Below are 19,791 nucleotides of genomic sequence, written 5' to 3'. Positions count from 1 at the left end.
ACTTTTCCCGGAGCCCGACTTCGTACTGCCCGACGTGCGCAGCCCCGAGCTTTTCGCCCGCGGTCATATTCCCGGCGTACTCAATCTGCCGCATCGGAAAATCACCTGGTCTAAATTGCGCGAATATCCAGCCGATACCCTATTCGTGACCTGTTGCGACGGGCTCGCATTGCAATGGCTCGACGAAGGCTTCGCGCTGGAAACGCAGGCAGCAAGCGCCTGGTCAGAAATGGAACAGGAACCCTGATCTTTATCGGAATATTTTACCCGTCATTTTGCGCAGGCAATTTCATGCCTTTAAAAAGCTTCAAAAGCCGCTAAAGGGCTTTCAAAATGCTTCGCTAAATCTTCGAATAAAACTTTTAAAAAAGAGCTCAATGTTTTAGACATTCTGCCGTAAACCAGTCGAGGGAACTTCCTCTTGCGACGGAACTGACATGCAGAGCACTTACCATCTGGGTCTGGTTGTCGTGTCGCTCGCCGTCGCAACACTGGCTTCATACACGGCGCTCGACCTGGCCGGACGTATTTCGACTATGGCATCCGCCCGCCTGCGCCATCTTTGGCTCGCGGGCGGCGCGGCAGCAATGGGCACGGGCATCTGGTCGATGCACTTCATCGGGATGCTGGCCTTCTCGCTGCCCATCCCACTCGGCTACGACTTCGCGATCACCAGCTACTCGCTGATCATCGCGATGATCGTGTCGTACTTCGCGCTCGTCCAGGTAGCGCGCCCGACGCTCTCCGTCAGACGTCTCGTCACGGGCGGCCTGCTGATGGGCTTCGGCATCGCGGGCATGCATTACACCGGCATGGCTGCAATGCAGATGCAGCCGGGCATCCACTATCGTCCGGGTCTGTTCGCCGCGTCCGTCGCGATTGCGATCGCGGCGTCGATGGCTGCGCTGTGGATCGCGCACACGCTGCGCGATTCGAGACAGTATCGCGTGCTGATCAAGCGCATCGGCGCAGCCTGCGTGATGGGCGTCGCGATCACGGGCATGCACTACACGGGCATGGCCGCCGCCGACTTCCTGCCTGGCTCGGTGTGCGGCGCCGCGCGCGGCGTCAACGCGCAGTGGCTCGCGACGACGATCATCCTGTTCACGTTCGTGATTCTGATCGTCACGCTGATCCTGTCGCGCTTCGATGCACACACAACTTTCCTCGCCGGTTCGGTTTCGTCGCTGAACAACCAGATCGTGCGACTTGCCACCTACGACACGCTGACCGATCTGCCGAACCGCCGCACGTTGAACGAGCGCATCGAGCGCGCGATCCAGGCGTCGAAGCTGAGCAGCCGCGGCTTCGCGATCCTCTTCATGGACCTCGACGGCTTCAAGACGATCAACGATTCGCTCGGCCACGCATTCGGCGACGAAGTGTTGAAATCGTTCGCACACCATCTGCGGCAATGCGTGCGCAACGTCGATACCGTCGCGCGGCTCGGTGGCGACGAGTTCGTCGTGCTGGCCGAAAACCTCGGCGCGCCTCGCGACGCCGAGCGGATGGCCGAGGCCGTGCTCGAACGGATGCGCGAAGGCATCAGCACGCAAAGCCAGATGCTGCAGATCATGCCCAGCATCGGCATTTCACTGTATCCGCAGGACGGCCATTCCGTCGACGAGCTGCTGAAGCACGCCGACGCCGCAATGTACGAAGCAAAGCGTGGCGGCCGCAGCACGTATCGCTTCTTCGAAGCGCACATGAACGAAGCGGCGATGCGCACGCTGAAGATCCAGAGCGCGCTGCATGAGGCGCTCGGCAAGGGTTACTTCTCGCTGCACTTTCAGCCGAAGTTCCGCGGCGACAGCGGCGACGTGGCGGGCGCGGAAGCCTTGATCCGCCTGAATCACCCGGAAATCGGCGTGCTCGCGCCGATGGATTTCATCCCGATCGCCGAGCGCTCCGGGCAGATCGTGGAGATCGGCTATTGGGTCGTGCGCGAGACGTGCCGCCAGATTCGCCGCTGGGAAAGCGCCGGCCTGCCGTCGATGAAAATCGCGATCAACCTGTCTCCGCGCCAGATGGGGCAGCCGGATCTGGTCACGAAGATGCTGGAGATCGTCCACTCGGAAGGCGTGGTTTGCAGCCAGATCATGTTCGAGATCACCGAAACGGTCGCGATGCAGGACGCCGCCAAGACGACTGAAATGATCCGCGAGTTCCAGAACAGCGGCTTCGAAATTTCAATCGACGACTTCGGCACCGGCTATTCGAGCCTCGCCTATCTGCAGCGCTTTCGCGTGAAGCAGTTGAAAATCGACCGCTTCTTCACGAGCGGACTCGATGCCGACGGCCACGAAGGCAGCGCGATCGTGCAGGCGATCATCGCGCTCGCGCATTCGCTGGAAATGGACGTGGTGGCGGAAGGCGTCGAAACGACATCGCAGCTCGACAAGCTCAAAAACCTGCAATGCGATGAAATGCAGGGCTTCCTGCTCGGCAAGCCGCTCACGGCCGACGCATTCAGCGAGTTGCTCCAGGAGCGCATGCCGACGACGTGAGGTGAGCCGCCGTCCAGGCCCTCACTGATCTACCGTCGACACATCGGCCTTTTGCAGCGGGAACGTCGCGGGCTCGATATGCGGGCTCGCGGGCGCAGGCGTCACATCGCGCCGCGTCAGCTTGCCATCCACCGACGCGCCCACATCCATCCGCAACTGCTGGTAGTAGATGTTGCCCGTGATGTGCGCGTTCTCCTGCAACTCGACGAAGTGATCGGCGATCACGTCGCCCGTGATCCTGCCGTTGATGATCACGTCGTAGCCGTACACGTTGCCGGTGATCGAGCCGCGATTGCTCAGCACCAGCAGCGTCTCGCACCCCGTCTTACCCGCGACGTTGCCTTTTATGTGGCCATCCATGCGCAGGCCGTCGCTGAATTCGATGTCGCCTGTGATGGTCACGTCGTGTGCAATGAGGGTCGCCAGTTTGTTCTGGGAGACGCCGGGTGACTTCTTCTTGCTGAACATAATCGATACCGGGATGAAGTTGAAAACGCGCCGCGCCTCAGCGGCATGAACGGCTTTGGCCCTGCAGAAACAGCACTTGCGCCTGGAGCCGGCGCACTTCGACGGTGAGCGCTTCGGCGGATTTCTGCACGCTCGCGCGCGACGCCGCTTCCTGCTTCAGCGCGAGCTGCGCGCGTGCGAGCGCGTCTTGCAACTCGTCGTGCGCTGCGGGCGCAACGCACGACGGGCCCGCTGAAACATCGGGCCGCGCGTAGCCATGCATCGCCGCCGCGCCCGCCGCCATGCACGCGATGCAAACGAGCGCCCACACGCCGATGCGCACCGCGAGCGAACGCACGGGCTGCAATGCATACGTGCGCTGCGTAACGACATTGCCGCGGACATGGCCGCGGACACGCCCGCGCCGCCTGCCCGGGCGAAGTAAATCAGCCATGAGACGGCCCCATGAAAAGTGCGAGATAGTCGGTTGGATCGACGGGCGCGCCGTTGACGAGCACTTCGAAGTGCAGATGCGGCCCCGTCGAGCGGCCCGTGGAGCCGACATCGGCAATATGCTGGCGCGGCAGCACGAGATCGCCCTCCTGCACGACGATCTTCGACGCATGCCCATAGCGCGTGATCAGGCCGTTGCCGTGGTCGATCTCGACGGCATTGCCGTAGCCGCCCTGCGGTCCCGCGTGAATCACGCGGCCGCCCGCTGCGGCGAGAATCGACGTGCCTGGCAGCGCGACGAGATCCACGCCCGGATGAAAGCTAAGGTGATGCGTGAAAGGATCGACGCGATTGCCGAACGGCGAGCCGAAACGCGCGCCGTCGACGGGCATGCGGCCCGGGAACGACTCCCAATTCGCGACGTGCAGCGTCGCTTCCTGTTCGAGCGCCGACAGCGTCGTGACGAGGCAGGCGATCTGTTCGTGAATCGCAAGCGCGTCGCGCGCCGGGTGGCCGGTCAGTTCGTCGCAACGGCGCGGCGGCAGCGACGGGCCGCCTTCGCCGTTTTCCGCTGCGGTTTCGCTGGCTTTGTCGATTGGCTGTTCGGCGGGCTTCCCCGTCGACGGACTTTCATGGTCGCTCGCATCGCGCTTCGCAGCGGCGCGTGCGCCACCCTTCGCCGTCGGCCTCGCCTTGTCCCTCTTCTGCTGCGCGCCGTCAGTCACGTCGTCGCCCGCGTCGTCGCCGAGCACGTCGCTCGCCGACAGCACGGGCGGCGCGAACACCGGGCGCGGCAAGGTCTTGATCGTCTTCAGACGCGTTTCGAAATCGTGCAGCGTCGCGACCTGCGAGGCGAGCTGCGTCAGGCGCGGCTCCATCTGCTCGATTGCCGCATTCAGCTTGCCGAGTTCAGTGATGGTGTAGTCGCGCGCGACGCGGTTGTCGCTGGCTTGCGCGGCCGCGTCGCGCTTCGGATGATCGCGGCCGATCACGATGCCCGCCGTCAACGCCAGCGCAGAACTGCCGCAGGCGACGAGCGCGGCGATGGTCAGCGCGGTGTGCCGCGTGACGAAGCGCACCGAGCCGTTCGTCAGACTCTTGCTGGTGCCCCAGATCAGCGACATCAGCAGCCGCCCTGCGCCCTGATCGTGACGATGCGCCGGGGCATGCATGCGAGAGACGAAGATGCGGCAAGTGTCGTTGTAAGCGCGGCGGACTGCGCGGTGTTGCGGTGAACCAGCATACGCAGGATGACGAATCGATCTCGTTGATGGGGAAAATCGGTGGCGCGAATTATCACGCCATCCGCCGGGCCCGCATCTCAAATTGGACGACATCGGATTCGTCGCATGTCCGCATGAGGTTCAGTGCGCTCTCGCCGTCGCACCAGACCGCGAGAGACTGCGCGCGGTCGACGCAGACGGAGATCGCAAACCGTCGAGCAAACGTCAGACTCCAAGCAGTTGCTGCAAACGCTCGCGCAACATTTCGCTCGCTTGCGTCATCGGCGCGCGCAAGTCGCCTTCCATCAGGCCTTGCACGGCGAGCGCCGCCTTCACAGGCGCGGGGTTCGACTCGGCCGTCAGTGCGCCGATCAACAGCACAAGCGAATGGAAAAGCGCCCGCCCTTCGTCAAGACGCCCCGCCTTCAACGCGCGATCGAGCGCGACGAAACGCTCCGGCCACACATGCGCCGACGCCGCGATCGCGCCGCTGCCGCCCATGCAGAGCGTGTCGAAGATGCGGATGTCGTCGCCGGCGAGCACTTGCAGCCGGCCGTCGAGAATCAGCGCGTGCGTGGTATCGAGCGAGCCCGCGCAGTCCTTGATCGCCTGAATGCGCGGGTGCGCGGCGAGTGAGAGCAATGTCGCCAGCTCGATGCGCACGCCGGTGCGCGCGGGAATGTCGTACATCACGACGGGATGCTCGCTTGCGTCGGCGAGCATCGTGAAGTGCGCGGCGATGCCCGCTTGCGACGGCCGCACATAGTACGGCGCCGAAATCAGCACGCCCGCGAGCGGCAACGCGTTCAGACGCAACACGCGCTCCCGCACGGCGCGCGCGTTGTTGCCCGACACGCCGACGATCACCGGCAGCGCGCCGCCCGCCGCGTCGAGCGTGGTCGCGAGCACGGCTTCCTGCTCGCCGGGCTCGAGCGAAGACGGCTCGCCCGTCGTGCCGAGCGCGACCACGCCCGCGACGCCTGCGTCGGCGTAGAGCCTGATCAGGCAGCGCAACGCATCGTGATCGACGGCACCGTTTGCGGAAAACGGCGTGACAAGGGGAATCCAGATACCCGAAAAATTGAACATGACTTTCCTCAAACGCGACCGTACGGGAACCGTTCAGTGGCGAGGAAGCAGGATCGGAAGCGGGAGTTTCGAGGACCGTTGATCGAGGCTGTTCCGTCGCACATCTGACGGAACAGCAGCTCCGGTCAGATGAGCAACTGTTTTTTGGCTTTGGAAGCGGCGCGTGTGAGCACGGCACGCAGAGGCGTACCCGTTTCCACACGATCACGAAGCAATGAGCCGTTTTCCATGTCCGGCAGTGTAACCGCAAAACTGCGCTTGCCGCCGCGAGCGTTTCGCCAGCACGGGCGAAATCAGCCGCCCGGACGAATGGATGCACGAAATTCCTTGACTTCCTCGTCCAGCGAATTAATATACGCACAGCGTATATCCACCCGATCTCCTGACGAAAAGAGAGGCAGCCCATGACCGTCCCGCAACAAGCATTTCTCCGTGACGCGATGCGGCGTCTGAATCTCACCCGTGACGGCTTCGCGACGCGTATCGGCGTGTCGAAGCGCGCGCTCGACACGTGGCTGCTGCCCGACGATTCGCAGGAATCGCGCGCAATGCCGGAAATCGTCGAGCGCTTCGTATCGGAAATCGTCGTCAACGGCGCACCCGCCGAAAAGCATACGCAGAGCGTAGATTCGCAGTCGCTGGCCAGCCAGATGCTGTTCGAAGGCAAGCCGCAGCTGCTGTCCGTCGATCAGTTCTCGCGCGACGCCGTCGAAGCGTTGTTCCGCGTCGCCGACATCATGCAGCCCATCGCGCGCCGCCGGAAAATCTCGCGCGTGCTCGAAGGCGCGGTGCTCGGCAACCTGTTCTTCGAGGCCAGCACGCGTACCCGCGTCAGCTTCGGCGCGGCGTTTTGCCGCCTGGGCGGCTCGGTCTGCGACACGACGGGCTTCACGTTTTCGTCGATGGCCAAGGGCGAATCGATCTACGACACGAGCCGCGTGATGTCCGGCTACGTCGATGCCCTCGTGATCCGCCATCCGGATCAGGGCTCCGTGGCCGAATTCGCGCGCGCCACCAACATTCCCGTGATCAACGGCGGCGACGGACCCGGCGAGCACCCGAGCCAGGCGCTGCTCGACCTGTACACGATCCAGCGCGAGTTCTCGCGTCTCGGCAAGATCGTCGACGGCGCCCATATCGCGATGGTCGGCGACCTGAAGTACGGGCGCACCGTGCATTCGCTCGTCAAGCTGCTTGCGCTGTATCGCGGCATCAAGTTCACGCTGATTTCGCCGCCCACGCTGGAAATGCCCGCGTATATCGTCGATCAGATCTCGCGCAACGGTCACGTGGTCGAGCAGACGCACGATCTCACCAACGGCCTGCGCGGCGCGGACGTCGTCTATGCGACGCGCATCCAGAAGGAGCGCTTCGCCGATGAGTCGTTCGAAGGCTATACGCCCGACTTCCAGATCAATCAGGCGCTCGTCGATACCGTGTGCGGCCAGGACACACTGATCATGCACCCGCTGCCGCGCGACAGCCGCCCCGGCGCGAACGATCTGAGCACCGATCTGAACCACGATTCGCGCCTCGCGATCTTCCGCCAGACGGACAACGGGATTCCCGTGCGGATGGCGATCTTCGCGGTGCTGCTCGGCGTCGAGAAGCTGGTTCAACATTCGATGCGCGATGCCGCGTGGCGTCCGCCCGCGTACCTCGGACCGGACGATGCGGTGTTTCATGGCATCGATTGATCGGCTCACAGGCTGAGTCACTGCTGGTTCATGCAAAACGCGCGTTGAGGTTCGACGCGCGTTTTTGTTTTTGCAGCGCGCCTGAAGTCGCTCGGCGCATGGCACCGCCGCCATCCTCCCGCCATCTTCGCGCCATCTATCCGTCACGGCTGCGCCACGCCGGATGTGCCACGATCAACACTTGTTTTCAACGCTGCACGAACACGCCGCAATCTTTGCATTGCGCCGCGCCGAGTGCGGCGTGAAGTCGTTTGAGAAGGCAGTTCGCCGCGTGTGCGGTCGTCTGTGATGTTCTGCACCGGCGGCATCGAAATTGCTCATTGACAAGGCTTGTCATGCACCGGGCGCCCGCTTCGGGTTCGATGCGGCGCAAGCTTGCATCGAACTTCCACGGAGCAAGCAGAACATCATGTCCCACCACAACGACTGTCAGGGTTCGTGCCCACAACACGATGCGCACACGACCCGCCAGGACGAGCATGACGTCTCGCCATCCAGCACTTCACGCCGCCGCTTCCTTCAATCTGCCGCCGCAGCGGCCGCAGTTACCACTGCTCCCTACACGCACGCGCAGACACAAACGCCGCCCGCGGCACAGCCCGTTGCACGCACAACGGTGCCGCCGCGCGCAGTGAAGCTCAACATCAACGGACGCGACTACACGTTGCAACTCGAGCCGCGCGTGACGCTGCTCGACGCGCTACGCGAATACGCCGGCCTCACGGGCACGAAGAAAGGCTGCGACCGCGGGCAATGCGGTGCCTGCACGGTGCTCGCCAACGGACGCCGCATCAACTCATGTCTCACGCTGGCCGTGATGCATGAAGGCGAAACGATCACAACGGTCGAGGGACTCGCGAGCAACGGCACGCTGAACCCGGTGCAACGCGCGTTCATCGAACAGGACGCGTTCCAGTGCGGCTACTGTACGCCGGGGCAAATCTGTTCGGCGACGGCTTTGCTCACGGAATTCGACGCCGGCACGGCCAGCACGGTCACAGCGGATGTCCGCCGCCGTCCGCCGCAACTGACGGATGAAGAAATCCGCGAGCGCATGAGCGGCAACATCTGCCGCTGCGGCGCGTACGTGAATATCGTCGCGGCCGTGCAGTCCGCGCATCGCGGCACGGTCGGCAGCGGCACCGACTACACCTACTCGACGTTCGTCATCAAGACGAGCGACGTCGCGTAACGAGGAGACCATCATGGATGCCATCTCCTACGAACGCGCCGCCGATATCACCAGTGCCGTGCGCGCCGCGCAGCAGCCGGGCACGATGTTCATCGGCGGCGGCACCAATCTGCTCGACCTGATGAAAGGCGGCGTGACACGACCCGTCAGACTCGTCGACATCACGCGCATACAAGGGCTCGATAGCGTATCGACGCTGCCCGATGGCGGCCTGCGCATCGGCGCGCTCGTACGCAATAGCGACGCCGCGAATCATGCGCTGGTGCGCGAGCGCTATCCGCTGCTGTCGCAGGCGCTGCTCGCGGGCGCATCGGCGCAATTGCGCAACATGGCGACTGTCGGCGGCAACCTGATGCAGCGCACGCGTTGCCCGTACTTCTACGACACCGCGTTCACCGCCTGCAACAAGCGCGAGCCCGGCAGCGGCTGCGCCGCGATCAACGGCCACAACCGCACGCATGCGATTCTCGGCGCGAGCGCGCAATGCATCGCCGTGAATCCTTCCGATATGAGCGTCGCGCTCGCCGCACTCGATGCGAACGTGCGCGTGAGCGGCCCGCAAGGCGAGCGCGTGATTGCGTTCGGCGAGTTTCATCGTCTGCCGGGCGAACGCGCCGATCTCGACACCACGCTGCGTCCAGGAGAACTCATCACGTCCGTCGATCTGCCGCCGCCCATCTTTAGCGAGCACGCGTATTACCTGAAGGTGCGCGACCGCGCGAGCTATGCGTTCGCGCTGGTGTCCGTCGCGGCCGCGCTGCAGATGGACGGCAACATGGTGCGCAGCGCGCGTATCGCGTTGGGCGGCGTCGCGCACAAGCCGTGGCGCGCGACGGCGGCCGAGCAGATGATCGCGGGCAAGCCGCTCGATAACGCCACATTGAAAAACGCCGCCGCCGCGGCACTGAACGACGCGAAGCCGCTGCACGACAACGCGTTCAAGGTGCGGCTCGCGCAGAACGCGATCGTGCGCGCGGTGAACCAGGCAGCGGGAGGTGTCGCATGAATACGATGATCGGACATCCGCTCGATCGCACGGATGGCTTGCTGAAGGTGACGGGCGAAGCGCGCTACGCGGCCGAGTTTCCCGAAGCGCGTCTGGCGCATGGCGTGCTCGTGACGAGCACGATTGCAAAAGGCGCGATCGCGTCGATCGACTCGAGCCGCTCGTCGGCGTTGCCCGGCGTGCTGCTCGTGATGACGTACCAGAACGCGCCGCGCCTGCCCAACGGCGGCCGGCCCGCGCTCGCGCCGCCAGCGGGCCGGCATCTGTCGCTGTTGCAGGACAACCAGATCCATTACAGCAACGAGCCGATCGCAGTGGTGGTCGCGGATACGCTCGAACATGCAACCGATGCCGCGCGCCAGTTGCGCGTTACCTATGCAGCGCAACCGGCGGCGCTCGATTTCACGCAGGCCAAGTCCAGCGCGCATGCGCCCGACAAGCCGCAAGGCCGGCAGACCGACACCTCGCGCGGCGATTACGACGCGGGGCTGGCAGCGGGCGTGGTGCGCGTCGACGCCGTCTACACGACGCCGATGGAGCATCACAACCCGATGGAGCCACACGCGACGATGGCCGTATGGGACGGCCCGCACCTGACGCTCTACGATTCGACGCAAGGCGTGACGGGCACGCGCACCTCCGTCGCGAAGACGCTTGGCATGTCGCCCGACGACGTGCGCGTGATCTCGCCTTTCGTCGGCGGCGGCTTTGGCTGCAAGGGCTCGGCGTGGTCGCACGTGGTGCTGTGCGCGATGGCCGCGAAACAGACGGGGCGGCCCGTGCGTCTCGCGCTGGAGCGTCCGCAGATGTTCGGCTCTGTCGGCGGGCGGCCCTTCACCGAGCAGCGCATGGTGATCGCCGCGAAGCGCGACGGCACCTTGACCGCGATGCGGCATGACAGCTTCTCGAACACATCGATGATCGAGGACTGGACGGAGACCTGCTGCATGGTCTCGCGGATGATGTACGCGGTGCCGAACCAAGTGACGACGCATCGTCTCGTTCAGTTGAACGTCGGCACGCCGACCTTCATGCGCGCGCCGGGCGAAACGACGGGTTCTTGGGCGCTCGAAACAGCGATGGACGAACTGTCGTATCAGCTGAAGATGGACCCCATTGCGCTGCGCCTGAAGAACTACGCGGAGAGCGACCCGCAGGAAAACAAGCCGTGGTCGAGCAAGGCCTTGCGCCAATGCTATAGCGTCGGCGCGGAACGCTTTGGGTGGTCGCGCCGCAAGCCCCAGCCGCGTTCGATGCGCGACGGCAATACGCTGATCGGACTTGGGATGGGAACGGCGACCTATCCCGCCAATCGCAGCGAAGCGGCGGCGCTTGCGCGCATTCTGCCGGACGGCACGGCGATGGTAGTTTCCGGCACGCAGGATCTCGGCACGGGCACGTACACAGTGATGACACAAGTCGCGTCGGATGCGCTCGGCATTGCGCCGGAGAATATCCGCTTTGGGCTCGGTGATTCGTCACTGCCGAAGGCGCCTGTGTCGGGCGGTTCGCAGTCGGTCGCGAGCGTGTCGCCGGTTGTGCGCGACGCGTGCGATCAGGCGCGTGGCAAGCTGGTGGCGATGGCGCTGGCCGATCGTGGTTCGCCCGTGTTCGGTGTGTCGCCCGATGATGTTGTCGTGCAGAACGGTTGGGTCACGAGCCGTGCCGATCCTTCAAGGCGCGATCCGATCGCGGCGGTGCTTGCGCGTGCCGGCGGGCAGCCGATTGAAGCGACGACCAGCACGAAACCCGGCGACGAGAAGCAGCGTTACTCGTTTCATTCCTGGGGCGCTGTGTTCGCCGAAGTGCATGTCGATGCCGATCTTGGGTCGATTCGTGTGGCCAGGCTCACCGGCGTTTATAACGTTGGGCGGATGCTCAATGTGAAGACTGCGCGCAGTCAATTGATGGGGGGGCTTGTTTGGGGGATCGGTGCTGCGCTCGAAGAGGCGACGACGCTCGATAAGCAGTATGGGCGGTTTATTAACGCCAATCTCGCTGAGTATCACGTGCCTGTGAATGCGGATGTTGGGGCGCTCGATGTTGTGGTGCTCGATGAGCCTGATCCTTTTATTAATTCGCTTGGGTCTCGGGGGATTGGGGAAATTGGTATCACTGGCGTGGTGGCGGCTATTGGGAATGCTGTTTATCACGCCACCGGCGTGAGGGTTAGGGATTTGCCTGTTACTTTGGATAAGGTTGTGATGGTTTGAGTTTTTGCCGCTGCGCGGGGCGTTGGGGTCTGCGCTGGCATCTGTGTTTTGCCTTCGTGGCGCGCGGTTTGGTTTGGTTTGGTTTGCTCGTGTTTTTGCTGGCATCCGCGATTTGTTAGCCTGCTTCAAGCGTCGCCCCTGTGCGGGGCGGCACCTACTTTTCTTTGCCGCCGCAAAGAAAAGTAGGCAAAAGAAAGCGGCTAACACCGCCAACTCTTGTGTTTGCCTGAGGGCCCCCACAGGGTCTTACACTTCACACGGCAGCCTTTCTGTTTGCGTGCGTTGCCAACGCTTCGAATGAACGCCTCACCCACTTCAAACACCCGAACTTGAGCTGGCGGCGGCGAACGGTATGTGCCGCCCAGGTGGCAAACTGTGTGTAGGTTGTCGCGGCGTACAGCCTGGCGTTCTTACAGGGTGGAACGCATGCGTTATCGGTCCGGAGTGAGGCATGTGTAGTGCTACGGCCTACACACAGTTTGCCACCTGGGCGGCCGTGGACTATCTGGCAAGGCATGCTGAAACGCGGGAGCGTGAAGCGGGTGAGGCGCAGCGCAAGAGCGCTGGCAACGAACATGGGTCACGTGATTGCCGTGTGAAGCGAGGGACCGGTTGGGGGCCCTCAGGCAAACACTAGAACTGGCGGTGTGAGCCGCTTTCTTTTGCCTACTTTTCTTTGCGGCGGCAAAGAAAAGTAGGTGCCGCCCCGCACAGGGGCGACGCGTGAAGCTAGATAACAAATCGCGGATGCCAGCGAAAACCCATAAAAACCAAACCGCCCACGCCACGAAGGTAAAACTCGGATGCCAGCGCAAAGGCAAAAAAACAAACCGCGCGCGCCGCGAAGGCGCAACGCGGATGCCAGCGAAACGGCAAGCACTCAGCGGCAAACACTAGCGCCGCAAAGGCGCCCTAATTCCGCCAATTAGCCTCATAAAACCTGACATACCCACTGCGCAGCACAACACATTGAGCCCGCGTCTCGGACAACAACCGCCGCGTAGCGGCCTCAATCCTCTCGCGATGCGTCGAAAACGCACCCATCATATCTTCGAGCCGCGGCGACGCGGCCCCAAAGTGATCTTCGAGAGCCTCGGCGGTGATCGTGCATTCCACCCTTTGCCCATCGACCATAGCCGGAAACGCCAGAGTCAGCTCGCGCCCCGAGTACTCAGGGACTTCTTTCGGGAAAATGATCTGCATGGGAACACCTTGGTCGAACGACACACCGCCGAGGACCGCGCATGCCCCTGTTCAAGCCTCCGTTATGGATCGCAGCGCGGGCTGTCAACCGCGAACACACGCCTTTACCGCGCGCGCCGGCAGTTGATCTCAACACTGTAGACGACTTCCGGCGCGCCGCAAGTTTTGTTTCGCCACACGCCAGCATGGTGCCGCCATGCACTGCCAAACGGCACCAAACCCAAACAAAAAGGCGTCACCAACCCCGAACTATCGCCCGCGCGACAACGCTCAAAAATGCGGCAGCGCAGCGTAACACCGCGTCCAAAACCTAAAACTGAGTCGGCAGATGCGGATGATGTTCGTGCGGTCCGACATCGTCGGCGGGATGCTCGGGCGGCGTCTTGCCGGGAAGATCCCGGGGCCACAGCGTAAGCATCGTCACGCATCCCACGATGCCGATCACAATCGCGATCACGCCCGTCCAGATCTCGTCATTCAGGTAGTACAGCGAACCGTGGATCGACAGTCCAATGCCGCCCAGTGCGATGAAGATCGCAAGCGTGGCGAGGACGACTCTCAACTCCATGCGCACCATGACGTTCTCCTCGAAATGGCGCTGTCCGGGACCAACAAACGTGGTCCCAGTGTCGGCACGCGGCGCGAACGCATGCCTGTCTACGATCATTGCACTTCTGTACCAGAAGGCAAGCGGAACACGCGCCGCGCGTCCTCCTGTAAGATGGACCGGCATGAGTCGGCACAGACCGACGGCCTCCCCGGCTGGCGCAGCCTGACTGCGCAGCTTTCATCAGGCATGCGGTGCTGCAGTGCAAAAGCGACCACTCGCTCGATTCGTCTGCACGAAGCAGCACGCAGAATGCACAACATCGGAGACATGCAGTGACCCAACGTTCCGTCACGCCGTCCGTCACGGGCCGCGCCGATGTGCTCGCGCAGGCGCATGCGCGCTCGCGAGATTTCGGCCTGCGCGCGTCCGAGGCGCCCGACTTTCATCCGCTGCGTCCACTCGCCTTGCGCGATCTCGTCGACTGCAACCGCTCGCTGTATGCGCACGCCTTGCCCGTGATGGAAACGCTGCATGCGCAAATCGTCGATACCGACAGCATGGTGCTGCTCACCGACAGCAACGGCGTGATCCTGCACAGTCTCGGCGACAGCGATTTCGTCGAGAAAGCGGAGCGCGTCGCGCTGTGTCCGGGCGTGTCGTGGTCCGAGGCGCATCGCGGCACGAATGCCGTCGGCACCGCGCTCGCCGAAGGCCAGCCAACCGCCGTGCATGGCGGCGAGCATTTTCTGCAGGCCAATCGCATCCTGACCTGCTCGTGCGCGCCGATCGCCGATCCGTACGGCCGCACCATCGGCGCACTCGACGTGAGCGGCGACCCGCGCGGCTTTCACAAGCACACACTGGCGCTCGTGCGCATGTCGGCGCAGATCATCGAAAACCAGCTGTTCGCGAACCAGTTCGGCGATGCCGTGCGCGTGCGCTTCCATGCGCGCAGCGAGTTCATCGGCACGCTGTTCGAAGGGCTCGCCGCGTTCGGCGCCGACGGCGCGCTGCTCGCCGCGAACCGCAGCGCGCTGTTCCAGTTCGGCCGCCCGCTCGACACGCTGCTCGGCCAGCCCTTCGAGATGTTGTTCGGCACGGCATTTCCAGCCGCGCTCCAGAAAGCGCTGCGCGCGCCCGGTGAATGCCTGACGCTGATGCTGCCGAGCGGGGTTCGCGTGCTCGCGCGCGCCGAATACGCGGCGCGCCCCGCGTTTTCCGCAGATTCAGGCGGCCCACGCACGGTCACGCCGTCGTCGTCCGTTGCGCCGACGTCGGGCAAGCCGCGCGCTGCCGCCATCACCTTCGCCACGCTCGACACGGGCGACGCGCGCATGGCCGCCGTCCTCGATCGCGTCGAGAAAGTGCGTGGCCGCGACATTGCGCTGCTCGTGCTCGGCAAAACGGGCACCGGCAAGGAATGGCTCGCGCGCGCCATGCACGAAGAATCGCCGCGCCGCGACGCGCCGTTCGTCGCCGTCAATTGCGCATCGCTGCCCGATACGCTGATCGAAGCGGAACTGTTCGGCTATGAGGACGGCGCCTTCACGGGCGCGCGAAAGCGCGGCAACGTCGGCAAGATCGTGCAGGCCGACGGCGGCACGCTCTTTCTCGACGAAATCGGCGACATGCCGCTCGCGCAGCAGGTGCGTCTGATGCGCGTGCTGCAGGAACGCTGCGTCGTGCCGCTCGGCGGCACGCGCGCGGTGCCCGTCGATGTGCGCATCGTCTGCGCGACGCACCGCAACCTGCGCGCGATGATCGAAGAAGGCACGTTCCGCGAAGACCTCTATTACCGTATCAACGGCCTCGTCGTCACGCTGCCCGCGCTCGCCGAGCGGACAGATCTACCCGTGCTGGTCGAGCGAATTCTGACGCGGCTGCGCAGCGACGAGCCCGACAGCGAACGGATGCCCACGCGCGTGTCGCAGGACGTGCTCGAATACTTCGCGCGATGCCGCTGGCCGGGCAATCTGCGCCAACTGGCAAACGTGCTGCGCACGGCGGGCATCATGGCCGAAGGCGCCGCCGAAATCGACGTCGAGCATCTGCCCGACGATTTCCTGCACGACTGCGAGCCAGCAAGCGACGAGCCGTTGCGTGCGCCGCCTGCCGTCGAGTCGTCCGCGCCGTCCGCACCGTCGCCGCCCGCGCGCATGGAAGAGTTGCAGGCGACGCTGATCGAGCAGACGCTCGCGCGCAACAACGGCAACATTTCGGCGGCCGCGCGTGAGCTTGGTCTCGCGCGCAACACGGTGTACCGCTACATGCGCATCCGCACGACCCACTGAACGCCCCTTCCGCCCCCCTGCCGCAGCGCGCCGACCCGCGCTGCGTTAAGCTTCGTCCTGACCCCACCAATACCGACCGACTCCGGTCGCGCATCGACGGATGGCCACCCGGCACGAACTCAAACGCTATCGCACGAATCTCGCCGACGAACTCGACAGCGCCGCGCTGTACGAAACGCTGTCGCGCGTCGAAAAAGATCCGCAGCGCCGCACGCTGTTCACGCAACTCGCGAGCGCGGAGCGCGTGCATGCGAACCTCTGGGCGGACAAGCTGCACGCTAACGGCGCGCGCGTGCCGCCGCACCGCCACAGCGTCAAGACGCATCTGATGCGCGGCCTGATTCATACGTTCGGGCCGAAATTCGTGCTGCCGTCGCTCGCCGCCGCCGAGTATGCGGACCGCGACAAGTACGCGAACCAGCCCGACGCCGCGCAGCTATCGAAGGACGAGCAGCATCACGCCGCCGTGATGCAACAGATGGTCGCCGACGTTAAAGCTCAGAAAGCACCGCCGTCGAAAGGCGCGCAGATCGCGGCCGCCGAGTCGTGGCACAGGAACGTGACGTCGGGCAACGACCTGCGCGCCGCCGTGCTCGGCGCGAACGACGGTCTGGTGTCGAACTTCTGTCTGATCATGGGCGTCGCGGGCGCGGGCACGGGCAACAAGGCAATCCTGCTGACGGGGCTGGCCGGGCTGATCGCGGGCGCGTGCTCGATGGCGCTCGGCGAGTGGCTGTCGGTGACGAATGCGCGCGAACTCGCGCGCACGCAGATCGCGAAAGAGGCCGACGAAATCGAGCACACGCCCGAAGCCGAGCAGCACGAACTGGCGCTGATCTACCAGTCGAAGGGAATCGATGCCGACGAAGCGAAGCGCGTCGCCGCGCAGATCATGCGCGACAAGCAAAAAGCGCTCGACACGCTGACGCGCGAAGAACTCGGCCTCGATCCGGCGGAACTGGGCGGCAATCCGTGGACGGCAGCGGGCGTGTCGTTCTGTCTGTTCTCGCTGGGCGCGATTTTTCCGGCGATGCCCTTTCTTTGGACGCACGGCACAGCGGCCATCGCGCAGTGCGTCGCGTTGAGCGCATTCGGCCTCGCCGCGGTCGGCGTCTTCACGTCGCTCTTCAACGGACGCGGCGCCGCGTTCTCGGCCTTCCGTCAGATCGTGATCGGGTTGATCGCGGCCGCCTTTACGTTCGGCGTCGGGCGGCTTCTCGGCGTATCCATTTCGTGAGTGCGATGTCCAGCGAAGAACCATCCCGCAGCGAGCCGCTGCATGAATCGAATGAAGAGCGGACCTTCACGGTGCGTGTCGAGCCGCTCGGCCGCACGTTCGATGCACCCGAATCGCTCACCGTTCTCGAAGCCGCGGGTTTCGCGAATCTGCATCTGCCGCGCATGTGCCGCAACGGCACCTGCAGGACATGCCTGTGCAAGCTGGAATCAGGCAGCGTGCGCTACACGGTCGAATGGCCCGGCGTCAGCGCCGAAGAAAAGGCACAGGGCTATATCCTGCCGTGCGTGGCCGTCGCGCAGAGCGATCTCGTGCTCGACGCGCCCGACGCCACCGACATTCCATCCGCGCCGACTACGCCGCCCATCAGGCGCTTCTAGTCGATCGGCGCTAGTTGATGGGTGCAAAACGCGGCACGGTCTGCCCTTCGTGCTCGATCATCTCGAAGAATACCGACGCCGGCCGCGTCCAGATGGTGCCGTTGTCGGCGCGATAGACGATCATCGTGACGCTCGGGTCCGATTCGAGCGTCGCCTCGCAGATGAACTCGTAAATGCCGCCCTTGTAGTGTCGATAACGTACGGTCACAGTCGCTTCCTCCCTGATGCATGATTGGACAAAGCAGCGCGAGCGGCACGCAGCCGCATGCGTCAGCTCGCGCCCTCTTTCATCTGCTTCAGGTGCTTATAGACTGTTGCACGCCCCATGCCAAGCACGTTCGCGACATAGTTCGCCGAGCTTTTGCCGCGAAACGCGCCTTCCGCATAGAGCGCTTCGACCAGTTCGCGCCGGTGCTCGCGCGTGAGTCCGTTGAGACCGATCTGCCGCTCGCGCAGCCACCCATGCAGGAACGTGTTGATACGCTCCTGCCAGTCGTCGCGGAACAGCTCTTCCGGCTGCGCAACGACGCCCGCGCCCTTGATGAACAGATCGAGCGTCGAGCGCACGTCGTCGAACACGGCGATGTTGAAATTGATGCACAGCATGCCCGCTGGCTGGCCGTTGTCGTCGAACAGCACGTTGCTGACGCAGCGCATCCGGCGGCCGTCCCAGTTGAGCTTCTCGTACGGGCCGATCACGCGCTCGCGCGCCGAATGCTCGGTTTCCTCGAGTGCGGAATCGTCGCCGATTTCCCGCTTCGACAGATTGTTCGCGAGATACAGCACGGTCTGATCATGCAGATCGTGGATCACGACTTCCGCGTACGGGAAGAACAGTGCGGCGATGCCGTCCGCGATGGGCGCATAGCGGGTCAGCAGCAGATCCTTGACGGGGGACGTATTCTTCTTGCGCATCGGCGGGCAGGGGCAGTCTTCGCGGGGTATTCATGATGCCGCTGCGGTTGTTACGCTCGACCCGCAGCGGCGGCTGATCGCCATTGTAGCTATTGTGCCTGGTCTCCACGATCCGTCAGATGGCGGTAAAGCTCGCTGGCGATCGCGACGTCTTCGAGGCCGAGGCCGATCGAGCGGAAGAACGCGTGCCGCGCGTACGCGGGCTTCTCGCACGTGCCCGCCAGCAGCGACGGCAGATCGCCCTTCACTTTCTGCGGCGACCAGCCGTGCTGCGCGGCGAGCTTCATCTCACCGGCGCTCGCGGGCGTCGTCGCGCGATAGTCGCAGTAGACGTCCATCTCCGGCAGCCAGGCCGGATCGATTTCGTGCGCGTTCACGGCATTCGTGCTGATCGACGTGATGAGCGCGGGCTTCGTCAGCGCGTGGCGCGGCAGCACGGGCGTGCCCGACGATGTACACAGCATCACCACGTCCGCCTCCTTCACGCACGCTTCGATACTCGCGCTGGCTTCGGCGCGCGCATCGACGGCCTGGACGGCGGCGCGCTTCGCGTCGCTGGCGGCGAGATCGGGCGAATACACGCGAATCGATTCCCACGCGCGCAGCGGCGCGACATGCCGCAGATGCGCGAGGCCGACCGCGCCTGCGCCGATGATCGCAAGCCGCTTCGCATCGGTGCGCGCAAGCTGGTCGACGGCGAGCGCCGTGGTGCCCGCCGTGCGCTCGGTGGTAAGCAGACCCGCGTCGCACCACATCAGCGGCTGACCCGTTTCCATCGACATCAGCGCGGTCCAGGCCGTGATCACCGGCTTGCCACCCGTCACGATATACGGCGACAGCTTCGCGCCGAACACCTTCGCGTCGGCGAGTACGCCAAGATAGGTAATGAAGTCGCCGGCGCCGTTCGGGAACAGCGTCAGCGTTTGCGGCGGTTGTACCGCCTCGGCGGAAGCGAGCGCGCGAAACATCGCGGTCAGCGCGCGGCGCACGTCGAGCGCGGGCAGCGCGGCACGGACGGCCTGTTCGTCAACGGCGAGTGGCAAGGCGGTCATCATCGAAATCATCTCCTCAGGCGACGCGTGATGCGTCAATTGCAATTCCTTTCCGATCGACGATCCGACCGAAACGTAGACTTATAGTCTACTTGAGACTTTGCCAATTTGGACAGAAAAGTCTCGTTTTGGACGTGTGCAACGTGCGCAAGGTGACCCGTATAGATAGACTTTTCGCGGCTCTCACCCTTTCTGTGCAAGGCTCCGGAACAAACAGAACGGTATTTTTGATCACTGGACTATCGTATTCCCTATAGTCCATACTGGACTTTCAGTCTATATTTCAACTGCGCCGCCGCTAGTCGCGTGTGGTCCGATCATCAACGACAGGAACCG

At 63.9% G+C, this 19,791-nt stretch carries 17 protein-coding genes and 1 pseudogene; 9 read left to right on the top strand and 9 right to left on the bottom strand.

The window, feature by feature from the left end; translation table 11 throughout:
• Window positions 1-13: 13 nt before the first annotated feature.
• A pseudogene (locus BLT65_RS39825) lies at window positions 14-194 on the top strand (rhodanese-like domain-containing protein); the annotation flags it as partial.
• A 243-nt stretch (window positions 195-437) separates the two neighbouring features.
• Window positions 438-2,507 carry a putative bifunctional diguanylate cyclase/phosphodiesterase gene (locus BLT65_RS39820; protein ID WP_091788990.1) on the top strand — a complete coding sequence of 690 codons (2,070 nt, stop codon included), beginning with the start codon at window positions 438-440 and terminating at the stop codon, window positions 2,505-2,507.
• 21 nt (window positions 2,508-2,528) lie between these two features.
• On the opposite strand, the gene BLT65_RS39815 is transcribed toward BLT65_RS39820, so the two are convergent.
• From BLT65_RS39815 to dapA, 4 genes are all read right to left on the bottom strand, one after another.
• On the bottom strand, window positions 2,529-2,975 hold the full coding sequence (locus tag BLT65_RS39815) for a bactofilin family protein (protein ID WP_042310754.1): 447 nt from the start codon (window positions 2,973-2,975) through the stop codon (window positions 2,529-2,531).
• A gap of 37 nt (window positions 2,976-3,012) precedes the next feature.
• Window positions 3,013-3,408, bottom strand: coding sequence for a hypothetical protein (locus BLT65_RS39810; RefSeq protein WP_091788987.1), 396 nt, complete (start codon window positions 3,406-3,408; stop codon window positions 3,013-3,015).
• Window positions 3,401-4,531 carry a M23 family metallopeptidase gene (locus BLT65_RS39805; RefSeq protein WP_091789062.1) on the bottom strand — a complete coding sequence of 377 codons (1,131 nt, stop codon included), beginning with the start codon at window positions 4,529-4,531 and terminating at the stop codon, window positions 3,401-3,403. Before BLT65_RS39805 ends, BLT65_RS39810 begins: the two co-directional genes overlap by 8 nt.
• A 324-nt stretch (window positions 4,532-4,855) precedes the next feature.
• A complete protein-coding gene (gene dapA, locus BLT65_RS39800; RefSeq protein WP_091788984.1) occupies window positions 4,856-5,719 on the bottom strand; it encodes a 4-hydroxy-tetrahydrodipicolinate synthase in 864 nt (287 codons plus the stop codon).
• A 404-nt stretch (window positions 5,720-6,123) separates the two neighbouring features.
• Between dapA and BLT65_RS39795 the strand changes: the two genes are divergently transcribed.
• The 4 genes from BLT65_RS39795 to BLT65_RS39780 all read left to right on the top strand — a co-directional run bounded on the left by BLT65_RS39795 (window position 6,124) and on the right by BLT65_RS39780 (window position 11,827).
• The gene (locus BLT65_RS39795) at window positions 6,124-7,416 is read left to right on the top strand and encodes an aspartate carbamoyltransferase (protein ID WP_042310749.1); all 1,293 of its coding nucleotides are present in this window, start codon (window positions 6,124-6,126) and stop codon (window positions 7,414-7,416) included.
• 409 nt (window positions 7,417-7,825) lie between these two features.
• Window positions 7,826-8,608 carry a (2Fe-2S)-binding protein gene (locus BLT65_RS39790; protein ID WP_042310913.1) on the top strand — a complete coding sequence of 261 codons (783 nt, stop codon included), beginning with the start codon at window positions 7,826-7,828 and terminating at the stop codon, window positions 8,606-8,608.
• Between the two features lie 13 nt (window positions 8,609-8,621).
• Window positions 8,622-9,614, top strand: coding sequence for an FAD binding domain-containing protein (locus BLT65_RS39785; RefSeq protein WP_091788981.1), 993 nt, complete (start codon window positions 8,622-8,624; stop codon window positions 9,612-9,614).
• Entirely contained in the window at window positions 9,611-11,827 is a 2,217-nt protein-coding gene (locus tag BLT65_RS39780) for a xanthine dehydrogenase family protein molybdopterin-binding subunit (RefSeq protein WP_091788978.1), read from the top strand. The genes BLT65_RS39785 and BLT65_RS39780 overlap by 4 nt, the downstream gene beginning before the upstream one ends.
• A 912-nt stretch (window positions 11,828-12,739) precedes the next feature.
• Here the strand turns inward: BLT65_RS39780 and BLT65_RS39775 are convergent.
• Both BLT65_RS39775 and BLT65_RS39770 read right to left on the bottom strand, forming a co-directional pair.
• Window positions 12,740-13,030: a DUF1488 family protein gene (locus BLT65_RS39775; RefSeq protein WP_007745759.1), complete on the bottom strand. Its 291-nt coding sequence runs from the start codon at window positions 13,028-13,030 to the stop codon at window positions 12,740-12,742.
• Window positions 13,031-13,340: 310 nt separating this feature from the next.
• Window positions 13,341-13,697 carry a DUF2964 domain-containing protein gene (locus tag BLT65_RS39770; protein WP_244186969.1) on the bottom strand — a complete coding sequence of 119 codons (357 nt, stop codon included), beginning with the start codon at window positions 13,695-13,697 and terminating at the stop codon, window positions 13,341-13,343.
• 215 nt (window positions 13,698-13,912) lie between these two features.
• Here BLT65_RS39770 and BLT65_RS39765 point away from each other — a divergent pair, with 215 nt between their 5' ends.
• From BLT65_RS39765 to BLT65_RS39755, 3 genes are all read left to right on the top strand, one after another.
• Window positions 13,913-15,871, top strand: coding sequence for a sigma-54-dependent Fis family transcriptional regulator (locus BLT65_RS39765; protein ID WP_091788972.1), 1,959 nt, complete (start codon window positions 13,913-13,915; stop codon window positions 15,869-15,871).
• Window positions 15,872-15,971: 100 nt separating this feature from the next.
• Window positions 15,972-17,108: a VIT1/CCC1 transporter family protein gene (locus tag BLT65_RS39760; RefSeq protein ID WP_091788969.1), complete on the top strand. Its 1,137-nt coding sequence runs from the start codon at window positions 15,972-15,974 to the stop codon at window positions 17,106-17,108.
• A 5-nt stretch (window positions 17,109-17,113) separates the two neighbouring features.
• Entirely contained in the window at window positions 17,114-17,488 is a 375-nt protein-coding gene (locus BLT65_RS39755) for a 2Fe-2S iron-sulfur cluster-binding protein (RefSeq protein WP_091788965.1), read from the top strand.
• 10 nt (window positions 17,489-17,498) lie between these two features.
• On the opposite strand, the gene BLT65_RS39750 is transcribed toward BLT65_RS39755, so the two are convergent.
• The 3 genes from BLT65_RS39750 to BLT65_RS39740 all read right to left on the bottom strand — a co-directional run bounded on the left by BLT65_RS39750 (window position 17,499) and on the right by BLT65_RS39740 (window position 19,458).
• Window positions 17,499-17,696, bottom strand: coding sequence for a DUF1653 domain-containing protein (locus BLT65_RS39750; RefSeq protein ID WP_007745778.1), 198 nt, complete (start codon window positions 17,694-17,696; stop codon window positions 17,499-17,501).
• A gap of 62 nt (window positions 17,697-17,758) precedes the next feature.
• The gene (locus BLT65_RS39745; protein ID WP_042317040.1) at window positions 17,759-18,403 is read right to left on the bottom strand and encodes a helix-turn-helix transcriptional regulator; all 645 of its coding nucleotides are present in this window, start codon (window positions 18,401-18,403) and stop codon (window positions 17,759-17,761) included.
• 89 nt (window positions 18,404-18,492) lie between these two features.
• Window positions 18,493-19,458, bottom strand: a complete 966-nt coding sequence (locus BLT65_RS39740) for an ornithine cyclodeaminase family protein (protein WP_091789059.1) — start codon at window positions 19,456-19,458, stop codon at window positions 18,493-18,495.
• Window positions 19,459-19,791 lie beyond the last annotated feature (333 nt).

Origin of the sequence: Paraburkholderia steynii (assembly GCF_900100565.1) — a bacterium.
GTDB classification, from domain to species: domain Bacteria; phylum Pseudomonadota; class Gammaproteobacteria; order Burkholderiales; family Burkholderiaceae; genus Paraburkholderia; species Paraburkholderia terrae.
The sequence above is the reverse complement of the archived record's forward strand: the minus strand, read 5'-3'. Positions and strand labels throughout refer to the sequence as shown.